The 18,735-nt window shown below is 33.9% G+C and carries 17 protein-coding genes; 3 read left to right on the forward strand and 14 right to left on the reverse strand.

Going from position 1 to position 18,735, the window contains the following annotated elements:
- Both BMY50_RS26365 and BMY50_RS26370 read right to left on the reverse strand, forming a co-directional pair.
- Positions 1-258, reverse strand: a 258-nt coding sequence (locus BMY50_RS26365; protein ID WP_202907949.1) for a response regulator, incomplete at its 3' end; no start/stop codon positions are given.
- 55 nt (positions 259-313) lie between these two features.
- Positions 314-811 carry a hypothetical protein gene (locus BMY50_RS26370; protein WP_093332435.1) on the reverse strand — a complete coding sequence of 166 codons (498 nt, stop codon included), beginning with the start codon at positions 809-811 and terminating at the stop codon, positions 314-316.
- A gap of 350 nt (positions 812-1,161) precedes the next feature.
- On the opposite strand from BMY50_RS26370, the gene BMY50_RS26375 reads away from it, so the two are divergent.
- Positions 1,162-1,566, forward strand: a complete 405-nt coding sequence (locus tag BMY50_RS26375) for a hypothetical protein (protein WP_139202337.1) — start codon at positions 1,162-1,164, stop codon at positions 1,564-1,566.
- A gap of 81 nt (positions 1,567-1,647) precedes the next feature.
- Here BMY50_RS26375 and BMY50_RS26380 read toward each other — a convergent pair whose 3' ends face one another.
- Together BMY50_RS26380 and BMY50_RS26385 are read right to left on the reverse strand one after the other, a co-directional pair.
- Positions 1,648-2,031, reverse strand: coding sequence for a helix-turn-helix domain-containing protein (locus tag BMY50_RS26380; RefSeq protein ID WP_093332539.1), 384 nt, complete (start codon positions 2,029-2,031; stop codon positions 1,648-1,650).
- A 131-nt stretch (positions 2,032-2,162) separates the two neighbouring features.
- The gene (locus tag BMY50_RS26385; RefSeq protein WP_093332440.1) at positions 2,163-2,792 is read right to left on the reverse strand and encodes a response regulator transcription factor; all 630 of its coding nucleotides are present in this window, start codon (positions 2,790-2,792) and stop codon (positions 2,163-2,165) included.
- A 520-nt stretch (positions 2,793-3,312) separates the two neighbouring features.
- On the opposite strand from BMY50_RS26385, the gene BMY50_RS26390 reads away from it, so the two are divergent.
- Positions 3,313-3,825, forward strand: coding sequence for a hypothetical protein (locus tag BMY50_RS26390; RefSeq protein WP_139202338.1), 513 nt, complete (start codon positions 3,313-3,315; stop codon positions 3,823-3,825).
- Positions 3,826-4,482: 657 nt separating this feature from the next.
- Here the strand turns inward: BMY50_RS26390 and BMY50_RS26395 are convergent.
- Positions 4,483-5,871, reverse strand: a complete 1,389-nt coding sequence (locus BMY50_RS26395; protein WP_093332447.1) for an undecaprenyl-phosphate glucose phosphotransferase — start codon at positions 5,869-5,871, stop codon at positions 4,483-4,485.
- 33 nt (positions 5,872-5,904) lie between these two features.
- Positions 5,905-6,963 carry a GNAT family N-acetyltransferase gene (locus BMY50_RS26400; protein ID WP_093332451.1) on the reverse strand — a complete coding sequence of 353 codons (1,059 nt, stop codon included), beginning with the start codon at positions 6,961-6,963 and terminating at the stop codon, positions 5,905-5,907.
- A gap of 495 nt (positions 6,964-7,458) precedes the next feature.
- Between BMY50_RS26400 and BMY50_RS26405 the strand changes: the two genes are divergently transcribed.
- Entirely contained in the window at positions 7,459-8,496 is a 1,038-nt protein-coding gene (locus BMY50_RS26405; RefSeq protein WP_093332453.1) for a glycosyl hydrolase 53 family protein, read from the forward strand.
- Positions 8,497-8,584: 88 nt separating this feature from the next.
- On the opposite strand, the gene BMY50_RS26410 is transcribed toward BMY50_RS26405, so the two are convergent.
- The 8 genes from BMY50_RS26410 to BMY50_RS26445 all read right to left on the reverse strand — a co-directional run bounded on the left by BMY50_RS26410 (position 8,585) and on the right by BMY50_RS26445 (position 18,605).
- Positions 8,585-9,772 carry a glycosyltransferase family 4 protein gene (locus BMY50_RS26410; protein WP_093332455.1) on the reverse strand — a complete coding sequence of 396 codons (1,188 nt, stop codon included), beginning with the start codon at positions 9,770-9,772 and terminating at the stop codon, positions 8,585-8,587.
- 64 nt (positions 9,773-9,836) lie between these two features.
- Entirely contained in the window at positions 9,837-10,967 is a 1,131-nt protein-coding gene (locus BMY50_RS26415) for a glycosyltransferase (RefSeq protein ID WP_093332457.1), read from the reverse strand.
- A gap of 54 nt (positions 10,968-11,021) precedes the next feature.
- A complete protein-coding gene (locus BMY50_RS26420; protein WP_093332464.1) occupies positions 11,022-12,104 on the reverse strand; it encodes a glycosyltransferase family 4 protein in 1,083 nt (360 codons plus the stop codon).
- A gap of 24 nt (positions 12,105-12,128) precedes the next feature.
- The gene (locus tag BMY50_RS26425) at positions 12,129-13,184 is read right to left on the reverse strand and encodes a glycosyltransferase family 4 protein (RefSeq protein ID WP_093332466.1); all 1,056 of its coding nucleotides are present in this window, start codon (positions 13,182-13,184) and stop codon (positions 12,129-12,131) included.
- A gap of 18 nt (positions 13,185-13,202) precedes the next feature.
- The gene (locus BMY50_RS26430) at positions 13,203-14,234 is read right to left on the reverse strand and encodes a glycosyl hydrolase (RefSeq protein ID WP_162276680.1); all 1,032 of its coding nucleotides are present in this window, start codon (positions 14,232-14,234) and stop codon (positions 13,203-13,205) included.
- A complete protein-coding gene (locus BMY50_RS26435; protein WP_093332485.1) occupies positions 14,224-15,510 on the reverse strand; it encodes a hypothetical protein in 1,287 nt (428 codons plus the stop codon). The genes BMY50_RS26430 and BMY50_RS26435 overlap by 11 nt, the downstream gene beginning before the upstream one ends.
- Positions 15,511-15,530: 20 nt before the next feature.
- The gene (locus tag BMY50_RS26440; protein WP_093332487.1) at positions 15,531-17,870 is read right to left on the reverse strand and encodes a GumC family protein; all 2,340 of its coding nucleotides are present in this window, start codon (positions 17,868-17,870) and stop codon (positions 15,531-15,533) included.
- A 33-nt stretch (positions 17,871-17,903) separates the two neighbouring features.
- Positions 17,904-18,605: a polysaccharide biosynthesis/export family protein gene (locus BMY50_RS26445; protein WP_162276681.1), complete on the reverse strand. Its 702-nt coding sequence runs from the start codon at positions 18,603-18,605 to the stop codon at positions 17,904-17,906.
- Between the last annotated feature and the right edge of the window lie 130 nt (positions 18,606-18,735).

Below are 18,735 nucleotides of genomic sequence, written 5' to 3' on the forward strand. Positions count from 1 at the left end.
AATAGGAACCTCCCTAAAACCTTCCGTCCTTCTTATTTTTTTTGTAGCCTCATACCCGTTTAAAACGGGCATATGTAAATCCATTAGAATTAATGCTGGTTTTTTATCTAAACATGTTGTAAAAGCAATTTGGCCATTAGAGGCTTCTATTGTAGTAATTTCTGGAAAAGATACTTCAATCATTTTTGAAAAAATCAATCTGTTTATCTCATTGTCATCGGCAATTAATATTAAAGCGCCTTTAAAATTAGAACCCATTGGTTTTAGTTAAATACGTTAATTAGGTTTTATTTTTTCACAAAGGGTACAACAATCACACCAAAATATTTATAGGTATGGGCTCTGTTAGAACTGATTCCCAACATACTTTATAATGCTTATTTAACAAGGCAAAAGGTAATGGGTTATTTTTAGCAATAAAAAGTACTTCACTGGCCGGAACATGGAAATCTTTCGCCAACAACGCAATAATAGGTGCGCCGATTTTACTTAAATCAGTTAAATGTTGGTAAGTAACTTTACCACTATTTTTTGTTTCCTGATAAACACTCTTTAAAATCTTTTTCTGTTCTATCACACCTTCCCTATGCAGCGCAAGCACCTCATTCTTTTCATCTAAATATCTTCTTAAATATTCAAAAAGTTCTTTAGTCTGTTCAACATTTAAATAGATGTTACACGACTTTTCCCCCTCACCAGACCACTCACTTATCGAAGTTAATAAGTGATTCTTCCTAACATGATCATCATTTAACGGATCTAATTCGATAAAAGACTTCCCTGCTTTTTGTTTTATTCTTAAGCCTTTCATGAAATATGCGTTGGAAAAACAAAAACTATTTCATTGCCAGCACTTTGTAATTTCATGTATCCAAACATAAACAATAAGTATGATGAATTCAACATAGTACGCATCTTAATATATATTTTAATACTATAAATTATTGAAGAATTTTCTCCAAACATTATTTTATGTGTTAATTGTAACAAATCATCCTTACGCACGAAAAACAGACAAAATTTAATTTATTTTTAATTTATTTGTATCATAAAGGGCCCTCACCCTATTGCCGTATAAGGATATAAAACAATTCGAAATGTCAAAATCAACTATGGCATAATTATAGAGGTATTTTTAGCCCGATGTTAACAGATAATTTTATGAGCAATATTAGAGACGGCTTAATACAACTTGGTTTTTATAGAACAATGTATGCTGAAGATAAGCGAAGTTCTATTGAAGGTGTGTATGATGGTACATATAAAAATGTTTTTATGTCTATTGAAATTTTTTCAAACGGGTATATAGCTAGAGTAGAAGAAGAACATCCTGCTAATTCTGGCATTGAAAGCACCCTCAACATTAACCATTTAAAAGAAAAAGCAAGTACCCAAAATGATCCTTTGACAATTTCAACACCAAAAGATTCAACGAACGTGGCAATCATGCATAGTGAGGTCCCTCTACCTCCTACATTAACAATCCGCTCAGAAGTGTTAAGTATGTATGACATCTTGCATTCATTAGACAAGCTCATAGGTCAGGTTAGCTCCATAAACAGGTAATCAGTTTAAGTTGACAAAGAACGCTGTTGTAATAAAACAAACCGACACCAGTAAATGATTCGGTTCGTTTTACTTAGATTATTAGTTAGACGGTACTAATAAACTGAGTTTATTAATAGATCTCAACGATAGCATATGATTATACTCCTCCAACAGGCCGATATACTTATCCTTCCAGTAATTTATTTTTTCTATTTCTTCTACTAAGATTTCGGTATTTATCAGCTTACTATTTGCAAATGCACGTTGAAAATCCTCAGTAGAGAATAATTCCGGAAATTCAACAGAAAAATCGTGCTTAAGAGCGCAACCGATTTTAAAGATGATATCTGGTTTAAATTTTGGTTGATTAAACCAATTGTAAATAGATCTTCTATTTACTTTAGTTAGCCGAGCAAGTTCGCTAATACTATAACCGTTTCGCCTTATCGTCCGCTCAATAATTTCGCCGTAGTGCTTATCCATTGTTTTTCTCATTTAGCTGGTAGTATTTCAAATAATTACACAAAGAAACGTGACAAACAGCGAATTTACTAGAGGAAAAAGCACAAAAAAAAACAGGATATTTCCTGTTTTTTCATATATATTAAGCAATATTATACAGAAATGAGGTTCTGCCTGATTGCTTCTAACACCAACCCCACCCTACTTTTTACCTGAAATTTCTCGAATAACGCTGCTCTATACCCATCAACAGTTTTTATTGATAAAAACATCTTATCCGCAATTTGCTGGTATGTTAGATCGCTACATGCCAATTCTAAAAACTCACGTTCTCTATCTTTTAAATCAATCGGCTGTTTAGAAAATAATTCATGATATACAATATTTGTTACATGTGTATTGTAATAACCTCTCACCATAATCTCTTTTAGTGCAACCTCCAAATCATTGGGATTCATATTCTTTAATAGGTAAGCGCAACATCCGGCTTTTATCATTTTAATTACATTCTGTGAATCATCCATCATCGACAAGGCCGCCATCTTTATACTTGGATAAGCCTCCTTGATTTTTGCAACTAATTCGGCTCCTTCCATGAAAGGCATGTTAACATCAATTAATAGAATATCTGGGGGGCTTTTAATAGCCCGTAATCGTGTAAGTAAATCTTGCCCATCGGTCGCATAGAGAACAACTTGAAAATCAGGAAAAGTGTCTACAAACATTCCAACTGTCTTTAAAAACAATTGTTGATCATCCACTATACCTATAGTTCCTTTCATAATGTATCCAATTAATAAAATATTTTAGCATCTAACGCCCCCTAAATAACAAAAGCCATTCCAAATTTAGCAGGTATTCGCTTTGATGAGCATCATTATTCGAATATAAAAAATTATTCGCTATATGAGCCTGCTAAAAATGAATCTTGACTTGGTTAAAATGACACAATTGCTCAAATGTAAATTAACGAAAAAATTACTTTAGTATTGAAATAAAAATTAACCTTTTAATTAATATCATTGTTTCCCTAAAGCGGTGTGTACAATGCTTTTAGCGCCGACTTAGATTATCCTAATACGGAAACCTATATACCTCATCATCTTGCCCGGTGTCTCTTTTAGTTCCGATTTACTCTAACTAGACAAGTCTCAACAAGCTTGCCTCATTTTAAGCTCACCCTTTGCTCAACATTTCCTATTTCCTTATACAATCCCTTTAAAAGCCCTTTTTCTTATTGCTTTCTTCCGAAATTTGGCCAAGATATCAAACTATTTAACAATTTATTCTAAAACATCTATTATGTCAAAACGTATTTTACTTTTACCTATAATGGTACTTATTCTAAGTGCCTGTGAAAAAACAAAAGATCCAGGCATTGAAATACCTAAACCTATTGATAAAGCGATTGTTAGCACTTTGTGGAATACCGTTACTGAGAATTATCTATATAAGAACAGTGATGGAAGTGTTGCATATGAACAGAAAACTGTTTACGATGAGCCGAAAAAAACAACAATCCAGTACAAATTTCAAGAAGACCATAGAGTCTGGAGGATCGATAAAGTGGACCACACCCCGTCTTACTATGGGTCTTGGGAATTGATCAGAGAAAACAAAAAAGATTTTGTGGTCATAACTTGGGGTGCAAATAAAATTGACAAGTATGAAGTTACTAGCTATACCAATACAATTATGAATTGGCACATTGTAGACACCAAAGGTTCAGATCTTCAATATACAAAGGACGGACAGGTTTATACTGCGTCGAGTCGAGAAGGGACAATTGAATTACATTGTCCGTGTAGAGATTAATTTCGTCTTTTCAGGTATAAAAAAATCGACTATATATTATGGTCGATTTTTTTGCCTTTTTATGTAGGATGAAAACATTCATTAAACGAAAAGATAATAGCATTTGTTAAGGAGTATAATATTTGATATAGGATATTACTATTGTACACATTATTAAATCATTATTAATTAACTGTAGATAGCTTTCTTAAAATTATACTTAAAAAACTGCCAAGTGATTTTGGTTAAACGTTAATGGCAAAGACGCTTGGTACAAATGTTATAGTATACCCATCTAAGTTTTTTATTTAGAAGCTATTCACCACTTTCTCACCTATTTCTGACTACCATTTGATTTCCTCAGACACATTCACTATATGAAGAAATTTCCATCGCAATATTAGTAGATGGATGGAAGGCATGTTTTATTCTTAAACATCGTCTTCATGAAGTGGTTATAATAAATAGGGGATAACTAGAATAACGAAGGTAATACTAAAACACCTTATATAAAACTAATATTATTAGCTCTTTACAACCTATTATCTCCTTCGGCCTGTTAAAATAGAATTAGAACAGACATATTCTTTAACTGTGAGTTGGATAATTATTAAACGAATACAATATAAAAAAATAAAAGATCTGAAATCTACTTATTTTATATTTGCTAACATATTATTAATATGCATTTTCTTCTCCTCTAATCATATTTATCACCGTTTGGATAACTATGCGTAGATCTAACATGATTGACCAATTCTCCAAATACCACACATCATGTTCTACTCTTTTACGCATCAGTTCGGGGTCTTTTGTTTCCCCTCTTAAACCATTAACTTGAGCCCATCCAGTAATACCCGACTTGAGGAAATGACGCACCATATATTGATCAATAATTTCGCGATATTGTTTTGTCATTGAAAGTATATGCGGTCTTGGTCCCACCACACTCATATCCCCTAGAAGTACATTAAAAAATTGAGGTAATTCATCCAAACTTGTTCTCCGTATAAACTTGCCTATAGCCGTTATGCGGTCATCATCCTTGGTTGCCTGTTTGCTATCACTTTCACTATTCATTTTCATACTTCTAAATTTATAACAATAGAAGGTCTGGTTATTACGTCCATCTCTTTTTTGTTTAAAAAGTATTGGGCCCGGGCTTTGTAACTTTATAATGATTCCTATTATCGGATAAAGCCAACTTAGCACAAAAACAATTACAAGCAAGCTAAAAATTATATCAAATATTCGCTTTTTGAATCTGTTCTCTATCTCTTCTAAAGGATCATGACGCATGCTAATTACGGGAAATTCTTCCATATAACTTAGCTTAAAAGGTGTAACAAGGGTACCTGTCAAATCTGGCACAAATTTCATTCGCACACATTGCCGCTCACCTTCCCTTAATAGCATATTTGCATTTACCATGTTTTCGGGTGAAAGTGGAACATATACTTCTTGTATTCCGCTTTTAGCAGCAACCTCAATTTGTCGGCAAACTAAAGGCAATAATCTACCATCCTCGCTAATGCTTAAATGTTCGTGATCATCCAAGAACCCATTAAATTCATATTGATTCTTTTTTTGCTCGAAAAAGGCAGCCAAACGTAGTCCCATCTTATTCATTCCTAGTACTGCTACGGGCTTACTCGCTTTAAAATAACGTAATAATCTATTTTCAAAAAGTGTTCCTACAAATCTGCTAACAAAGAGGCTTAGTAATATTCCGCCATACATTATTAATAAAAATTCACGTGAGATCGCTCTCTCCTTGAAAAATGCAATATAACATGCAAAACACGCAAAATGCAGTAAGAAGCTTCTTAGAGTAGTTGAATAGATATAATCGATCCTTCTAACTGTTTTTTCGGTATAGAGTTTACATAAAAATGAAGAAACCAACCAAACCAGATTACTGACCACCAACCCATCCATATAGATTCCTTTTAGTTGTGCTCGGCCATCGGCCAAAAAATTAAAAGTCAATAAATAAACAAGGTTAACAATGAATAAATCACTAACAGCTAAAATAAATATTAATAAATATAGATAACGTGTTTTCATAGTAATATAGAGATAGATGTAGTAAAAGAAATATCAAATAAATCGATACAAGGGGAAAAAAGCGGTTTCAGAGACTTCCTTACCTGCCAATTTTTCCTGGACAAGCTCGTTGTATACTTGTTTGTTAGCTATAAATTTCCAAACGGTAAAATCAAACAGGTTTTCCGAAAAACCTTTTTTAAAGTGAAATAATGAGTCTTCCTTTCCCCCAATACCGCTTCCCAAATGCATGAAATGCATGTTGTTCGCCCTTCCTAGTAAACAGGCTTCATCAAATATTAACTTCATAGGAGAATCCAATAAAAATTCATTTCTTGTTCCGGCGAGATGCAATTGCATAATATTATTTGCAAAAGTAACCATTGCTCCCGCAGCCATTCTACCCTTATAATAAGCCAATAACAGTTCAGTCTTATAGTCGGTAGCACTCATAAAATTCTCAAAATATTGATTACCAAAATAATAACGGTTTGACGCACCAACTTTAGTCATATTTTCCTCATAAACCTGTGAAAACTCTACTAATTGCTCTTTAGAGCGGGCCAGCGTAACCTCAAACCCCTTTTCCCTCAATTGATTAATTTTCGAACGGATCTGCCTTCTGTATTTCGACCTTTGTTCTTCTAAAGTCTGCCGTAAATCAACGGCAACCGAGAAACCTATTCTAGACAAAGCATCTGTTCTCCTTAAAAATAAGTATTGATTAAACAACGGATGGAGCACGCAAAAAAAAGAAACTATCTTTTGAATACGTAAGTATGTTTGAAAGTTTACGAAAAAATTGTCACAAAATTCTGAAGAAAGCTCTGTAAAGTTGAGATTAGACAGAGGTCCTGTGTAACCGTATACTGAAGTACAGTCATAATAACTGGTATTTTCTATTTTTCTTTTGAGAAATGGAATAGCCACAAAATTATTCAAATGTTCGTAGACAAACATTTCTGGTGTTCCTTGTGAATCATCTATAATATGATATTGATGCGTATGATAAAAGTCAAAGGAGGACGAATTTTTAACATAATAATTCCAAGCATCTCTATTCTCGATAGATAGTATCTTATAATATGACGGTGTTGTAGAAGTTATATTCATTTGTTTCTAAAAATGGCTTAAAGAATTTAAAAAATATATTTTACGTTAAACAAAATTTGACAAGCACAAAACATTTAATTTTTAAACCAATCACAAACTTCTCTTTTTCAAACAGAACAAAGTTATTACTAAAAACGGCTATAAGTCCATCCTTAGGCATATATGTAGCAGTTTTTGTAAAAAATTGAGCAAGGTCTATGTAAATACGAGAAAAGCCAAAAATATTCTTATAAATCTTAGAAACATCCTTATATTAATACTGTACAAATGCTTCAAATTTGTTTAAAAAAAAAAAATCTCTACCTTTGAATGTCAGAACAACACTAAATAAGCATTACTACCTTAGTAATTTATCGTTATCAATCAATCATGACAGTGATTGAGCATTTTAAAATCCAACCGTAAAAACAACGATGTATAAAAAGGGGAAAGAACAATCAACCAAGTCTCGCACTTTTATGTCTTTCGTTGTGTATTACCTTACTTTCTTATTAAATGAAAAAGAACAAGCTAATTTTATGCGTAGCCGCACTTACTACGCTATTAATCACTTCTTGCTCAAAAGAAGAACTCCTTGAAGAAAAAAATGTAGAAGATTTAGTCAAGTCTGAAGTAGTATCCACAGCAAGGTTTTCCAGATCTGGTGCACTCTATTATGGTATAAACGGTCACCCTGTAAATCAAAGGGCTTATACAGATCTAAGAGCTCCGGCACAAGTCGATATTTTAAAGAAAAATGCAATGAACATTTATCGGGTCGATTTGCCTGTAAGCTCTGTAACGTCGATCGTCAATTGGGAGAATCGGCTTTTTGATATTACTAATGCTGCAAAAGCTGCAGGCATTAATATATTGCCCATTATACCTTCTAAAACTTTTGACATCAATCATTCAGAAAAAGAAGCCTATTGGCAAGCGTATCATTATACACTCAAATTTATTAAGCGATATGGAGCAAAATATAAGTACTTTGAACTGGGAAACGAATTTGACAACGATTGCATCAAATCAAGACTCCATGTAGGAAATAAAAAGACAGACTACGATATACCTAAATTTCGCACGATTGCCTCTTACTTAAGAGGTATGAATAATGCAGTGAAAGCGGTTTATCCTTCTGCGAAAACGATTATTAATGTAAGCTGGCTACACTATCGTTTCTTAACCTTATTAGATGAGTATGGGGTTAAATATGACATTGCTGGTTATCACTGGTACCAAGATCAGGAAAAAACATTAAAAAATGATTATGGTATTGATGACATTACCAAACTTTTGAACCAAAAACTCACTAAGCCTATCTGGTTCACAGAGGTAGGATACAGGAATTATAGCGGTACTAATTCGGAAGCTGAGGCAAAAAGATTCTTAGATTCCTTTATTGCAAAATGCAAGAACAATCCTCAAGTACAAGCTGTTATGATTTACGAGATGTTAGATCAACCATATATATCAGGTCAAGAAGGTCGTTTCGGTATTTATAAGTGGATCACTCCATATACACAGTTTACCGCAAAAGAATACGCAAAATAATATTTACAATAAATAATCATTTCAATCACTGTCAAAAAAGGGTAGCAAAGAGTTACCCTTTTTTATTACTCTATCCATAATAACACAACTATGAATTAATGAGTTCTTGGTAGACTGATAAGTATTGTTTGACGTTGTGTTCTACGCTGAATCCTGTTGCGTATTTTCTTGCATGATGCCTCTTCTGATTAATAACCTCCGGATTATCTAATATTTCGCGAACTACCTCTAACAATTCTTTTTGTTGTGGCGTAAACAACCAAGTACAATTTTCACGATGAAGTTCACTTAACCCACCATTATTTGATAAAATTACTGGAGTGCTATGTGCCAACGATTCTATTACAACTCTTCCAAAGGGTTCCTGCCAAAGTGAAGGTACAATTGTTACATCAATACTCTTATAAAATTCTTGGGGACTTACAACACCAACAAATAAATGCTTTACATTGCGAAGCTTCAGTTCTAATTGTGCTATATAATCTGGTTCCCCTTTTCCTGCCATCAAGAGTTTCACTTGTTTCTGTTGTTTGGTATTTAGATTTAACAATTGTTCTACCATATAATCCAATCCTTTATCGGTGGATATCCTACCCATATAGCCCAATACTATCTCATCAGATGCCATAGGTTTACTATTTTGATAGGAAGGAATATTAACAGCATTGTAAATTACTTTTGTCTTTTGATGAGAAGAAAGTTTTATTATCTGCTCATGCTTTCCTAAGATGAAATTACTTACACCAATCAATACATCCGGAATCTTAACAAGTGGTTTTTTAAGTTGATGGGTCATCGCACACGGCTTACAAAGCTGTTCACAATTCTTACCATTATTAAACATATTACATTTATGACACAACAAGTAATAATCACGCATAGTATGTACTAGAGGTAATTTCAATGTTTTGAACGTCCGCCAAATAGTTGGAGAAAAACCTAAAACGTTATTAGTATGAACAATATTAGGTTGGATTTCCTTTAAGATTCTAGCCAGTTTCTTATGAAAAAAAGGGTTAAAAGAGTCAAGCATTAACCAGATGCTACTAATTATTTTATTATGCTTTTTAGGCATGTATGGAGAAAATATGTTGCGGTGTTTTAAACGAATAATCTCTACACCATTGATTAAATCTTTCTCATCCGCATCGCCAATTGTAAATACATAAACGGTATGGCCTTCTTTTACTAAACCCTCTGCAAGAAGTTGAACCGAAACTTCTGCGCCACCCACAAATCTAGGTGAATAAAAAGTATTAAATAAAGCTATTCTCATTTTTGATTTAACAAGCTATATGATTTTGGGTCAAAAATACATCTGCATTTAGCTACCTCAAAACTTAGAGATGGTTTGTAAGGAGTTTAATACGACTATCTGTTTGAGGAGCTACAGAATTAACAAATCCTAAAAATTCCTTTTGAAATCTTTGTTTCGAAAATTTATTTGCAGATTCTTTTATAACTCTGGGATCTAATTTGCCATCTAATTCCAACGCAAATTTCATTATTGTTTGATTTAAAGAATCGACGCTCTGCTTATCATATAATATACCATTTTGAGTATTGATTAGCTCTTCACTAGCCCCTCCCCTAAATGCAATTACCGGAACCCCGGAAGCAAGTGCTTCTACTATAGCAATACCAAAATCTTCTACTCCTGAAAAAACAAATGCTTTCGCTTTGCTTAAAATATGTTTAATATCGTCTTTCGTTTTATAGCCCAAAAAGGTAACATTACTGGCTGATCCATCCTTTAATTCCTTCATCTGTGAACCATCGCCAATCACAAGTAGCTTTTTGCCATTTTTAGCAAATGCATCAACAATAATATCAAATCTTTTATATGGTTCTAAACGGCCAACAGTAACATAATAATCTTCTTTCTCTTCCGAAATAAAGAAATCTTCCACATCAACAGCCGGGTAAATAACAACACTATCCCGACCATATTTTTCTTTGACCCACTTTTGAACAAAATACGAATTTGCTACTAAATAGTCCGGGTTACTTCCCCCGTCTAAGTCAAATTTACGTAGTAGCGGCTTTATAAAGGATAAAACTTTCAGAGGTCCGCGAAAATATTGGTCAGCTTCTTCCCAAACATATTTAAAATTTCTTGCTTGTAAATAACAAATATGTATTTCATCTCCAATACGATAGGATTTAGAAAGTGCCCAGGAAGAACTTATCACCAAATCAACTTTATTGTTTCGTGTTTGCTGATTAAACTTTTTCACAATAAATGGAAAAAAAGGCATTAAATATCTGAATGCTGACTTGAATCCTCTTAACATTTTGGATTCGTGTATCTCTATAGTGGACTCTCCAAATACTCTCTTTATATCTGCGCGATCCATCTTATTTACGTATGCATAATAATAATCAAAGTCCATAATCTCTGCGATTGCAGATAAAACTCGTTCTGCTCCGCCGAACTTGTCCAGCCAGTCATGTATCAATGCTTTTTTCATTTTTTTATTATTTAATGAATAAATAGTCAGTGGGAGGTTTATTCTTTAAACTAATTATAAGTATTTCTTCAATACCTCAATCACTTTTTCACCGCTAGAGGGCCATGAGAACCTTTGTACATTCTTGTAACCCTTTTCTATTAATATGTTTCTGCGATCATGATTCGTCAAGATTTCTTCTATTGCATTTTTTAAGGATGCTATCGAGTAAGGGTCACAATACAAAGCGCTTTCTTGAAAAACTTCAGGAAGTGAGGAAACATTCGAAACTATCACAGGACAGCCACATTTTTGGGCTTCCAGAGGTGGGATTCCAAACCCCTCGTATAGAGAAGGATATATAAACGCCTTGGCATTACTATAGTACCGAATAAGTGAGGCATCATTTACTCTGCCCAAGAATTTTATTCTTGGATTAGCTTTATAACGATCAAAATTCAATGTTTTAAAACTATCACTTTTCAAATCTCCTATGATGTATAAATGTGTATCATTAAATTCATCACCAAGATTTACAAAAGATTCTAACACCGCATGAAGATTTTTCCTTTCATTTAGCGATGAAACAGCGACTAGATACGGTGTAGATTGTAAATCATGATCAACAACAGATTTAAATTCGTCATCCACAGCATTGTAAATGACAGAGATATCTTTTCCGAGCAATTCTTTTGCATAGTAGCGCATCATCTCTTCTTTTGAAAACTCACTTACCGTAAATGTGTGTTCTGAAGAAGCAATAATTCTAGGAATCATAAATCTATACAACATCAAGAAACTTTTAGAATAAGTGCCAGGGTATTTTAAAAAGGCAATATCATGTATAGTAGACAACTTGTTAGCATACAAGACGGGTGCAGCATTACATAAATTTATTAATAACGGTTTTTTTTGTTTCCTCAAATAAAGCGGAAGATCAATTTGCTCCCATATATGACCTTTATTCCTTCCTATTTTTAAAACCGGAATTGTTCTGGGAAAATTGGCTTTTTCTATCGTTTCATCTGGCGCTAAAAAAATAACAGCATCACCCAACATCTCATGAAGTATAATCGAGATCTCGATGGCAAACCGCTGTACCCCTGTTAGCTTTTGCGTCAAAAATCTAGCATTAACATAAACTTTTTGTGTCGTCATATACTTATTGGAATAGCAAGAAAATTAGATTGAGTTGATAAAATCAAGTAGCTTCCGAGACGATTTTTCCCAGGTAAAATCTTTGCTTCTGATATAGTTTTGCTGTATCTGCTGTTTTTTCGTTTCTTCTGGCAGTTTCAGAAAATTTCGCATTGCCACAGATATGGAATCTATAGAGCTCGGATCGAAATAAGTAGCACCCTTTCCTACTACCTCTTTAAACACTTCTATATCGGAAAGAATCAATGCACATCCACTGGCCATCGCTTCTATGAGAGGCAAACCAAATCCTTCGTATAAAGACGGATTAATAAGCGCTTTCGCACTACGATATAAATGCGCCAGTTCTTTATCATTACATCCGCTTTTAAACTCCACATTGGGAAGGTCTACTAAGTCCATTTGATTAAAAGACTTCGAATTGCCTCCAACGACAATTAATCGTTGCTTATCAAATTCCTTTAAAGCGAAAAGCCCTAAAAGTAAATGGAGATTCTTTCGTGGATCTCTTGAACCGACAAACAAAAAATAATCGGATTTTTCATTTTGCAGTTCATAAAACTGAGAAGACATAAATTGATCAGCCGGTGCATTGTAGATTACAGAAATCTCGGATAGATTTACTGACAATTTTTCGGAAATCTCCTTTTTAGAAAATTCACTAACAGTGATGACCCCTCTCGACCCGGCAACCAATTTTGGAATCATAAATTTATAATATTGCCTGAATGACCATTTAAACCACTTCTCCTTCTTTAAAAAAGCAACATCATGCACACATATCAATTGATTTTTGTTGAATAATGTTCCTATATTACATAAACTCAATAACACATATTCTTTTTTGTTTTTTAAATAATTAGGCAAGCTAATCTGTTCCCAAATAATTGAATTCTTAGTATTTCCAATACTGATTAATAGATTACTTGGTAAATCAACTTTTGAAACTTCTAGGTAGCTTGGAATAATAACTTTTACATTAGCACCCTGGTCTATTAGTGCCTTCGTGATTTCAAGGCCATAGCGCTGTACGCCAGTAATTCTCTGCGAAAGGAATTTACCGTTAATATAAATTGTCATTATATAAATTTTGAATATTTATTTAATCTTGGAAGCTTTAAATTCTCTTATAATTTCTTTATAAGTATTGTAAACAGGCTTCTTTTCATAATGCCCTCCATCTAAGTAAGTAATACCAAATGAAACTTCCGATGGATATTTGCCCTTCAATGCTGCCTGGTCAAACAACTCATATATGAAGAACCCTTTTATAATACCTTGTTTTAGTAATTGATTAAGTGTTTCTTTTATATACTCGTCTTGTTCCTTGAAAGTTTTCTTTCGTGTTCCTTGATGGGTGTTAAATTCGGTAATCCATATCTCTTTATTATACAGATATTTAACTTTAGACAGAATATCACCATAAGGTTTTCGAACGTTGGTAATATTCCCCATATTTGAGTACCAATGGTAGCCAATAATATCGTATTTAATCTGATAGTGTTTCAGTAATTCAAGATAATACAGATGAGTCCAAACCACTGACAAACTTATTTTCATTGATGGTTTGACTGATTTAACCCCATCTATAAAGCCTGCTAAAATCCACATCACCTTTTTACTTTCTTCCAAATTAAAGTGCTCTCTTTTTGTCCCATCTACGGGTTTCCCCTTTTTCATCACTCTTACGTCCCATTCATTACCGATTTCCATTACATCAATAAACTCTCCGTAACGCGTCGCAAAAATTTCACCTTGATTAAAGAAAGATTTGTATGAACCGATTGAATCCGTAATATCCATGTTCTCTTTTGGGAATACAACGGGCATTGGTTTAACATGAATCGCTTTTAAGCGCTTAAAGAAATCGAGAATCAATTTTTCATTTTTCGCAACTCCCGTATTAATCAGAGGTAGATCTATTCGATAGCTATCCATGCCTAAATCATCAAGCAAATTAATCTGATCATTCCAAGTGGAAAACCTGTATTGATGCTGCGTAAAAGGATGCCCATTTATTCCCCAGGTAAAGTTGTGCTTGGTGTATATTTCTTGACAGCTGCTTCGTTCAAAAATTAAAAGATGAACAAGCATGGAAAAAATCAACCCAACGAGATAGTTACTTTTCATACGTTTGCATTTTCTCAGCATTCTTCCACACATAACCTAGCGCTAAGTAAATCCACATAGAAGGGTATGCGAATTCTGGAACGGTTGCCATTAGTATAAAGAATAGTAAAATCATGCCAGTGAAATAACAAAATTTCAAATCCTTGTTAGTAAGTCCGAGTTTAAAACTCTTAAAGAAAAAACCAGAAAACACTAGTAAGCCAAGTAAGCCGTTATTTACGAGAAGTGTGGTAAAAAAATCTGTAGATCTAATATATCCAAAACCTATTCCAAAAATTTTACTCCACCCATTTAGTTTGGTCCAATAAGCAATATGGGTAGCAATATTACCTCCGCGGCTTTGACTTGAGCTGCTATTTCCAGATATTTTATTTCCAAAGACGAATTCATAAATACCTGCAATTTTATCTCTAAAAGCATCTAATTGAGACATCGCTAATAAGATAAATATGAAGGCAAAAACATAAATTACCTGTTTATATTTACCTTTATAAAGAAACCACAACGTATGAAACATACCCATAGCGAAATAAGCAGTTGTGGAAAACGTTAACGCCAAACACCCAAATGTTAAAAATTTATCAAACTTCCGGTTTAAGACATAAGTTAAGGCCCAAAAAGGAAATACTGTGAAAGTAAACATTGATGGCTCACCGGTATAGCTTTTCATTCTCAATATATGCAAACCAGCGACAACAACTTTTTGGGAAAAAGAGGCATCTACGTCACCGAATTTTCTATTTACTATAAAGTCTCCTGTATGCCCCATTATTAGGAAAAACAATACTTCATAGATACCATAAAAACAAAGCAACCTAATACCCCAATATATATATTTGATCAATGATTCATCAGAATAATATTTTATGAACAGATAAATTAATATCGCAAACAAGAGATAAAGCGATTGGGTAATGTGCGATGTCCGATAAAAATAATCCAGAAAACTTCCCCTGTTAACCAGCACTAAACTTTCATCTAGTCTTATCTCATAGACGAGGTTTATAAATTGCGAGGTTACACTAAAGACGAGAAATATTGCCAAGAAAACAGCCAGCTCCTTAAGAAGCAACCATTTATTAATACCTGCCGGCAACGCAATTAACATCGCAAAGAGTAACCCCGCCATCACAGTAACAATAGTAGTTCCCTGTACAGATGGAATTACAAGAAAGGAAGCAATAGGGAAAAAAATCGCCATGGCGTTTATATAACGCTTAAAAAAAACCGTTACAGGTGCCGGTTGTACAAACGAATATTCTCCTTGAATTTGCATGATGATGATTTTAACCGCTATTATTTATTCTTTTTCCTTAACCATTTTCTCCCTCCCTGATCTTCATAATCATAGCCGTAGCCATAGCCATATGCAAAATACCCTGGGTCACGGAAATTTACGTCATTAACTACTAAATACATCTCAGATAGTTTGTTTTTATCCCGCAGTTCGTTAATAAAATCAAATTGCTCCTTCTTTGTATAGTTGTGACGTACCACATATACCGTCATTTCAACATATTGTTTAATGATTAATGCATCAGAAACTAGTCCAACGGGGGGTGAATCAACGATTATGTAATCGTAATTTTCTCTTAATTCTTTAAATATCCCCTCGACGCGTTCATCAAGCAATAATTCTGAAGGATTATCCGAATAAGTTCCCGCAGCAAGTAAATAACAATTATCATCGCAAGGTACAATAGCATCTTTTAGACTTACGCGATTTTGGACAACGTCGGTAAAACCAATTATGTTTTCCGACAGTCCTAACGAGGAAGCCAGTTTGGGTTTGCGTAAATCGAGCTCCACAAAGACAACCTTTTTACCTGTTAAAGACAGTGCTTTGCCTAAATTAACAGTCATAAATGTCTTTCCTTCCCCTTTAATTGTCGAAGTAACCATTACAACATTTGAGGGACGCGATTGTAATGCATAATATAAGTTAGCTCTTAAACTTCTAAAACCCTCGGAAACAATAGAGTTTGGTTGGTTATTACCTATCACAAGCTGGTTATCTTGCGAGTTATGACTGATTTTACCTATAACCTCAATGTCTGTATATTTGCCGATATCCGATTCCGAGTTCACCTTTGTGCGAAGTAATTCTTTAGCATTAAGGAAGCTAAATGGAATAATTAACCCCAAAATTCCCCCCATCATGTAAATAATTATGGGCAATGGCTTTACCGGAGAATTACTGCTTTTCGCAAAATCTACAATCCTCGCAGATTGAACATTTGCATTTCTAGCAATATTTGCTTCTTCCCGTTTTTGTAAAAGGTAAACATAAAGTTGTTGTTTTAACGCTTGTTGTCTACTAAATTCAACAAACTGTCTTTCTTTACCTGGCACTTGGCCAATCTGATTGTTAAATCGTTTATTCAGATTACCTATGCCTTCACTACTTACTTGAAGCTCTCTTTTATAGGTTCCTATATTTTGAAGAAGATTACTTCGTTCTGCATCGATTTGATTTTTCAAATTAATAAGCACAGGATTTGAATCAGTATAGGATAATTTCTTTTTTTCGTACTCTAATAGAAGAGCATTATATTGTTGCAAAGATGATTGAAAAGAAGCATTTTGAATATTCATTGAGCTAGGTATCCGGTTGTTAGCAGGATCCTTAACAAAAGTTTCTAAATTTTTGATACTTTTCAATTGTATCTCTTGATCTTTTAACCTATTATAATATTCACTTGCATTCCCTACAAGCATTTTAGACTGCTCGGTCAAATCTGTAATTTGATTGCTGCTTCTAAATTTTTCAAGACCTAGTTCTACTCCTTGCAGCTCTCCTGCAACGGACTCTAGACGCTGATCAATAAATACAAGGGCACTATCGGCCATTCGTATTTTTTGATCCTGATTATTAAGAATATAACGGTCCATCAATGTTTGCAGTATTAACTCTCCCCTTCTCGCATTTGGATAATAAAACTGGAGGTTTACTGTTGTTGCTGTTTTATCTGTTAGTTCAGCACTACAATTATTTAAAAGTCTATTGGCAGCTTCATTTTCTGAAATAACAGTAACATAATATTTGTTTCCAACAGGAATCTTATCACCAAGAGGTTGAATCAAAAGATCAAATTGACTTGTGTTGATCTTTTCCTTAACCAATTTCTTTGTGTCGAGATCCTCAACGTCATTTTTTACCCGAATTTGATTTCCATCCAAAAACTCCAATTCAAATTGCCTTTCTTTAATAGAATCGGTTTTAGCATTTGCGATATTAATATCAAAAGGAAGATCTCCATAAATTTCCTCAACTCTCAGTCCATTTTGAGTAGCTACAACAATATTTAACTTTAGTTGCTGCACCACTTCTTTTGCTAGTCTCCTAGACGTCAAAACCTTAATCTCGTTCATCACATTCTCACTCGGATTGAGTAGAAAAGACAAACCATTATCGTTCGCAAATGAGGTCACTGCCTTGTTTTCCGACATTCCCTTCTCATCTTTTAACATAATTGTGCTCTTAATCTCATACTGCGGGGTAGTTCGTTTTAAATAAACGAATGCCAATGCAATAAAGACAAGGAAACAAACGATAAATACATACCAGTGTTTCAACATATTAGCCATAAAAGCTTTAAGGCTTTTATCTTTTTCTTTTTCAGCTAAAGATCTCATATAAAATCACTTATAGTTAAAATAGTATTAACCTTATCTAAACACTAAAATACCTACCGAAACGAGCGACGCAAGCAAACCAAGATACCTTACTATTGAAGTATCAGCATTTTGAATTTTAGCGCTCGAAGGTTCAACGTAAACAAGATCGTTTTGTCTAAGGTAGAAGTACGGTGAGTTAAACAATTCCTTTGATGTTAAATCCATTTTCACTGCAATTGACTTTCCTGTATCGTCTTTACGGATTAACATCACATTATTTCTTTTTCCGTATACCGTTAGATCTCCCGAAAAGCTAATTGCGTCTAATATTGAAACCTGTTGGTTAGGCACTACATAAGTACCAGGTCTTGAAACATCTCCAAGTACCGATACCCTGAAATTAGAAAAGCGCACATTCACTGTTGCTTCTTTAAAATATTTCATCGTTACTTCTCTGATTTTTTCCTTCGCTTCAGACAAGGTAGAACCCGCTACTGTTATCGTACCTAGAACCGGAAGTTCAACTGTACCATCCTGTCCTACCAAATAACCTGTTACTAGTTGAGTGTTGATATTATTACTTCCCCCTATTCCTATTCCTCTGCTAGGAATTGCACTATTACCATCATTAATTGCAGCAGAAGCCTCTACATCAACGGTGTTCACTCTAATATTTAAGATATCATCTGGCCTAATAGCTACTTCTTCAAAAGGTACACTTTGGAATTCTGTTCCTGTTTTTACTTGTGGCATATCTTGAAAATACTTTAATCTCTTAGAGCTGCCACACGAAGTTAGGACAGCAATGCCAAACATTAATAATAAAAGGCTACAAGCCTTATTGCATGTTATTTTCATCATAGTAGTAAATTATTATAAAAAT

Origin of the sequence: Olivibacter domesticus, from assembly GCF_900109575.1 — a bacterium.
GTDB classification, from domain to species: Bacteria; Bacteroidota; Bacteroidia; order Sphingobacteriales; family Sphingobacteriaceae; genus Olivibacter; species Olivibacter domesticus.

Coding starts and splice junctions, on each gene's coding strand:
- BMY50_RS26370 (WP_093332435.1), bottom strand. CDS start 811: ATGAAAGGCTTAAGAATAAAACAAAAAGCAGGGAAGTCTTTTATCGAA.
- BMY50_RS26375 (WP_139202337.1), top strand. CDS start 1,162: ATGAGCAATATTAGAGACGGCTTAATACAACTTGGTTTTTATAGAACA.
- BMY50_RS26380 (WP_093332539.1), bottom strand. CDS start 2,031: ATGGATAAGCACTACGGCGAAATTATTGAGCGGACGATAAGGCGAAAC.
- BMY50_RS26385 (WP_093332440.1), bottom strand. CDS start 2,792: ATGAAAGGAACTATAGGTATAGTGGATGATCAACAATTGTTTTTAAAG.
- BMY50_RS26390 (WP_139202338.1), top strand. CDS start 3,313: ATGTCAAAACGTATTTTACTTTTACCTATAATGGTACTTATTCTAAGT.
- BMY50_RS26395 (WP_093332447.1), bottom strand. CDS start 5,871: ATGAAAACACGTTATCTATATTTATTAATATTTATTTTAGCTGTTAGT.
- BMY50_RS26400 (WP_093332451.1), bottom strand. CDS start 6,963: ATGAATATAACTTCTACAACACCGTCATATTATAAGATACTATCTATC.
- BMY50_RS26405 (WP_093332453.1), top strand. CDS start 7,459: ATGAAAAAGAACAAGCTAATTTTATGCGTAGCCGCACTTACTACGCTA.
- BMY50_RS26410 (WP_093332455.1), bottom strand. CDS start 9,772: ATGAGAATAGCTTTATTTAATACTTTTTATTCACCTAGATTTGTGGGT.
- BMY50_RS26415 (WP_093332457.1), bottom strand. CDS start 10,967: ATGAAAAAAGCATTGATACATGACTGGCTGGACAAGTTCGGCGGAGCA.
- BMY50_RS26420 (WP_093332464.1), bottom strand. CDS start 12,104: ATGACGACACAAAAAGTTTATGTTAATGCTAGATTTTTGACGCAAAAG.
- BMY50_RS26425 (WP_093332466.1), bottom strand. CDS start 13,184: ATGACAATTTATATTAACGGTAAATTCCTTTCGCAGAGAATTACTGGC.
- BMY50_RS26430 (WP_162276680.1), bottom strand. CDS start 14,234: ATGAAAAGTAACTATCTCGTTGGGTTGATTTTTTCCATGCTTGTTCAT.
- BMY50_RS26435 (WP_093332485.1), bottom strand. CDS start 15,510: ATGCAAATTCAAGGAGAATATTCGTTTGTACAACCGGCACCTGTAACG.
- BMY50_RS26440 (WP_093332487.1), bottom strand. CDS start 17,870: ATGAGATCTTTAGCTGAAAAAGAAAAAGATAAAAGCCTTAAAGCTTTT.
- BMY50_RS26445 (WP_162276681.1), bottom strand. CDS start 18,605: ATGCCACAAGTAAAAACAGGAACAGAATTCCAAAGTGTACCTTTTGAA.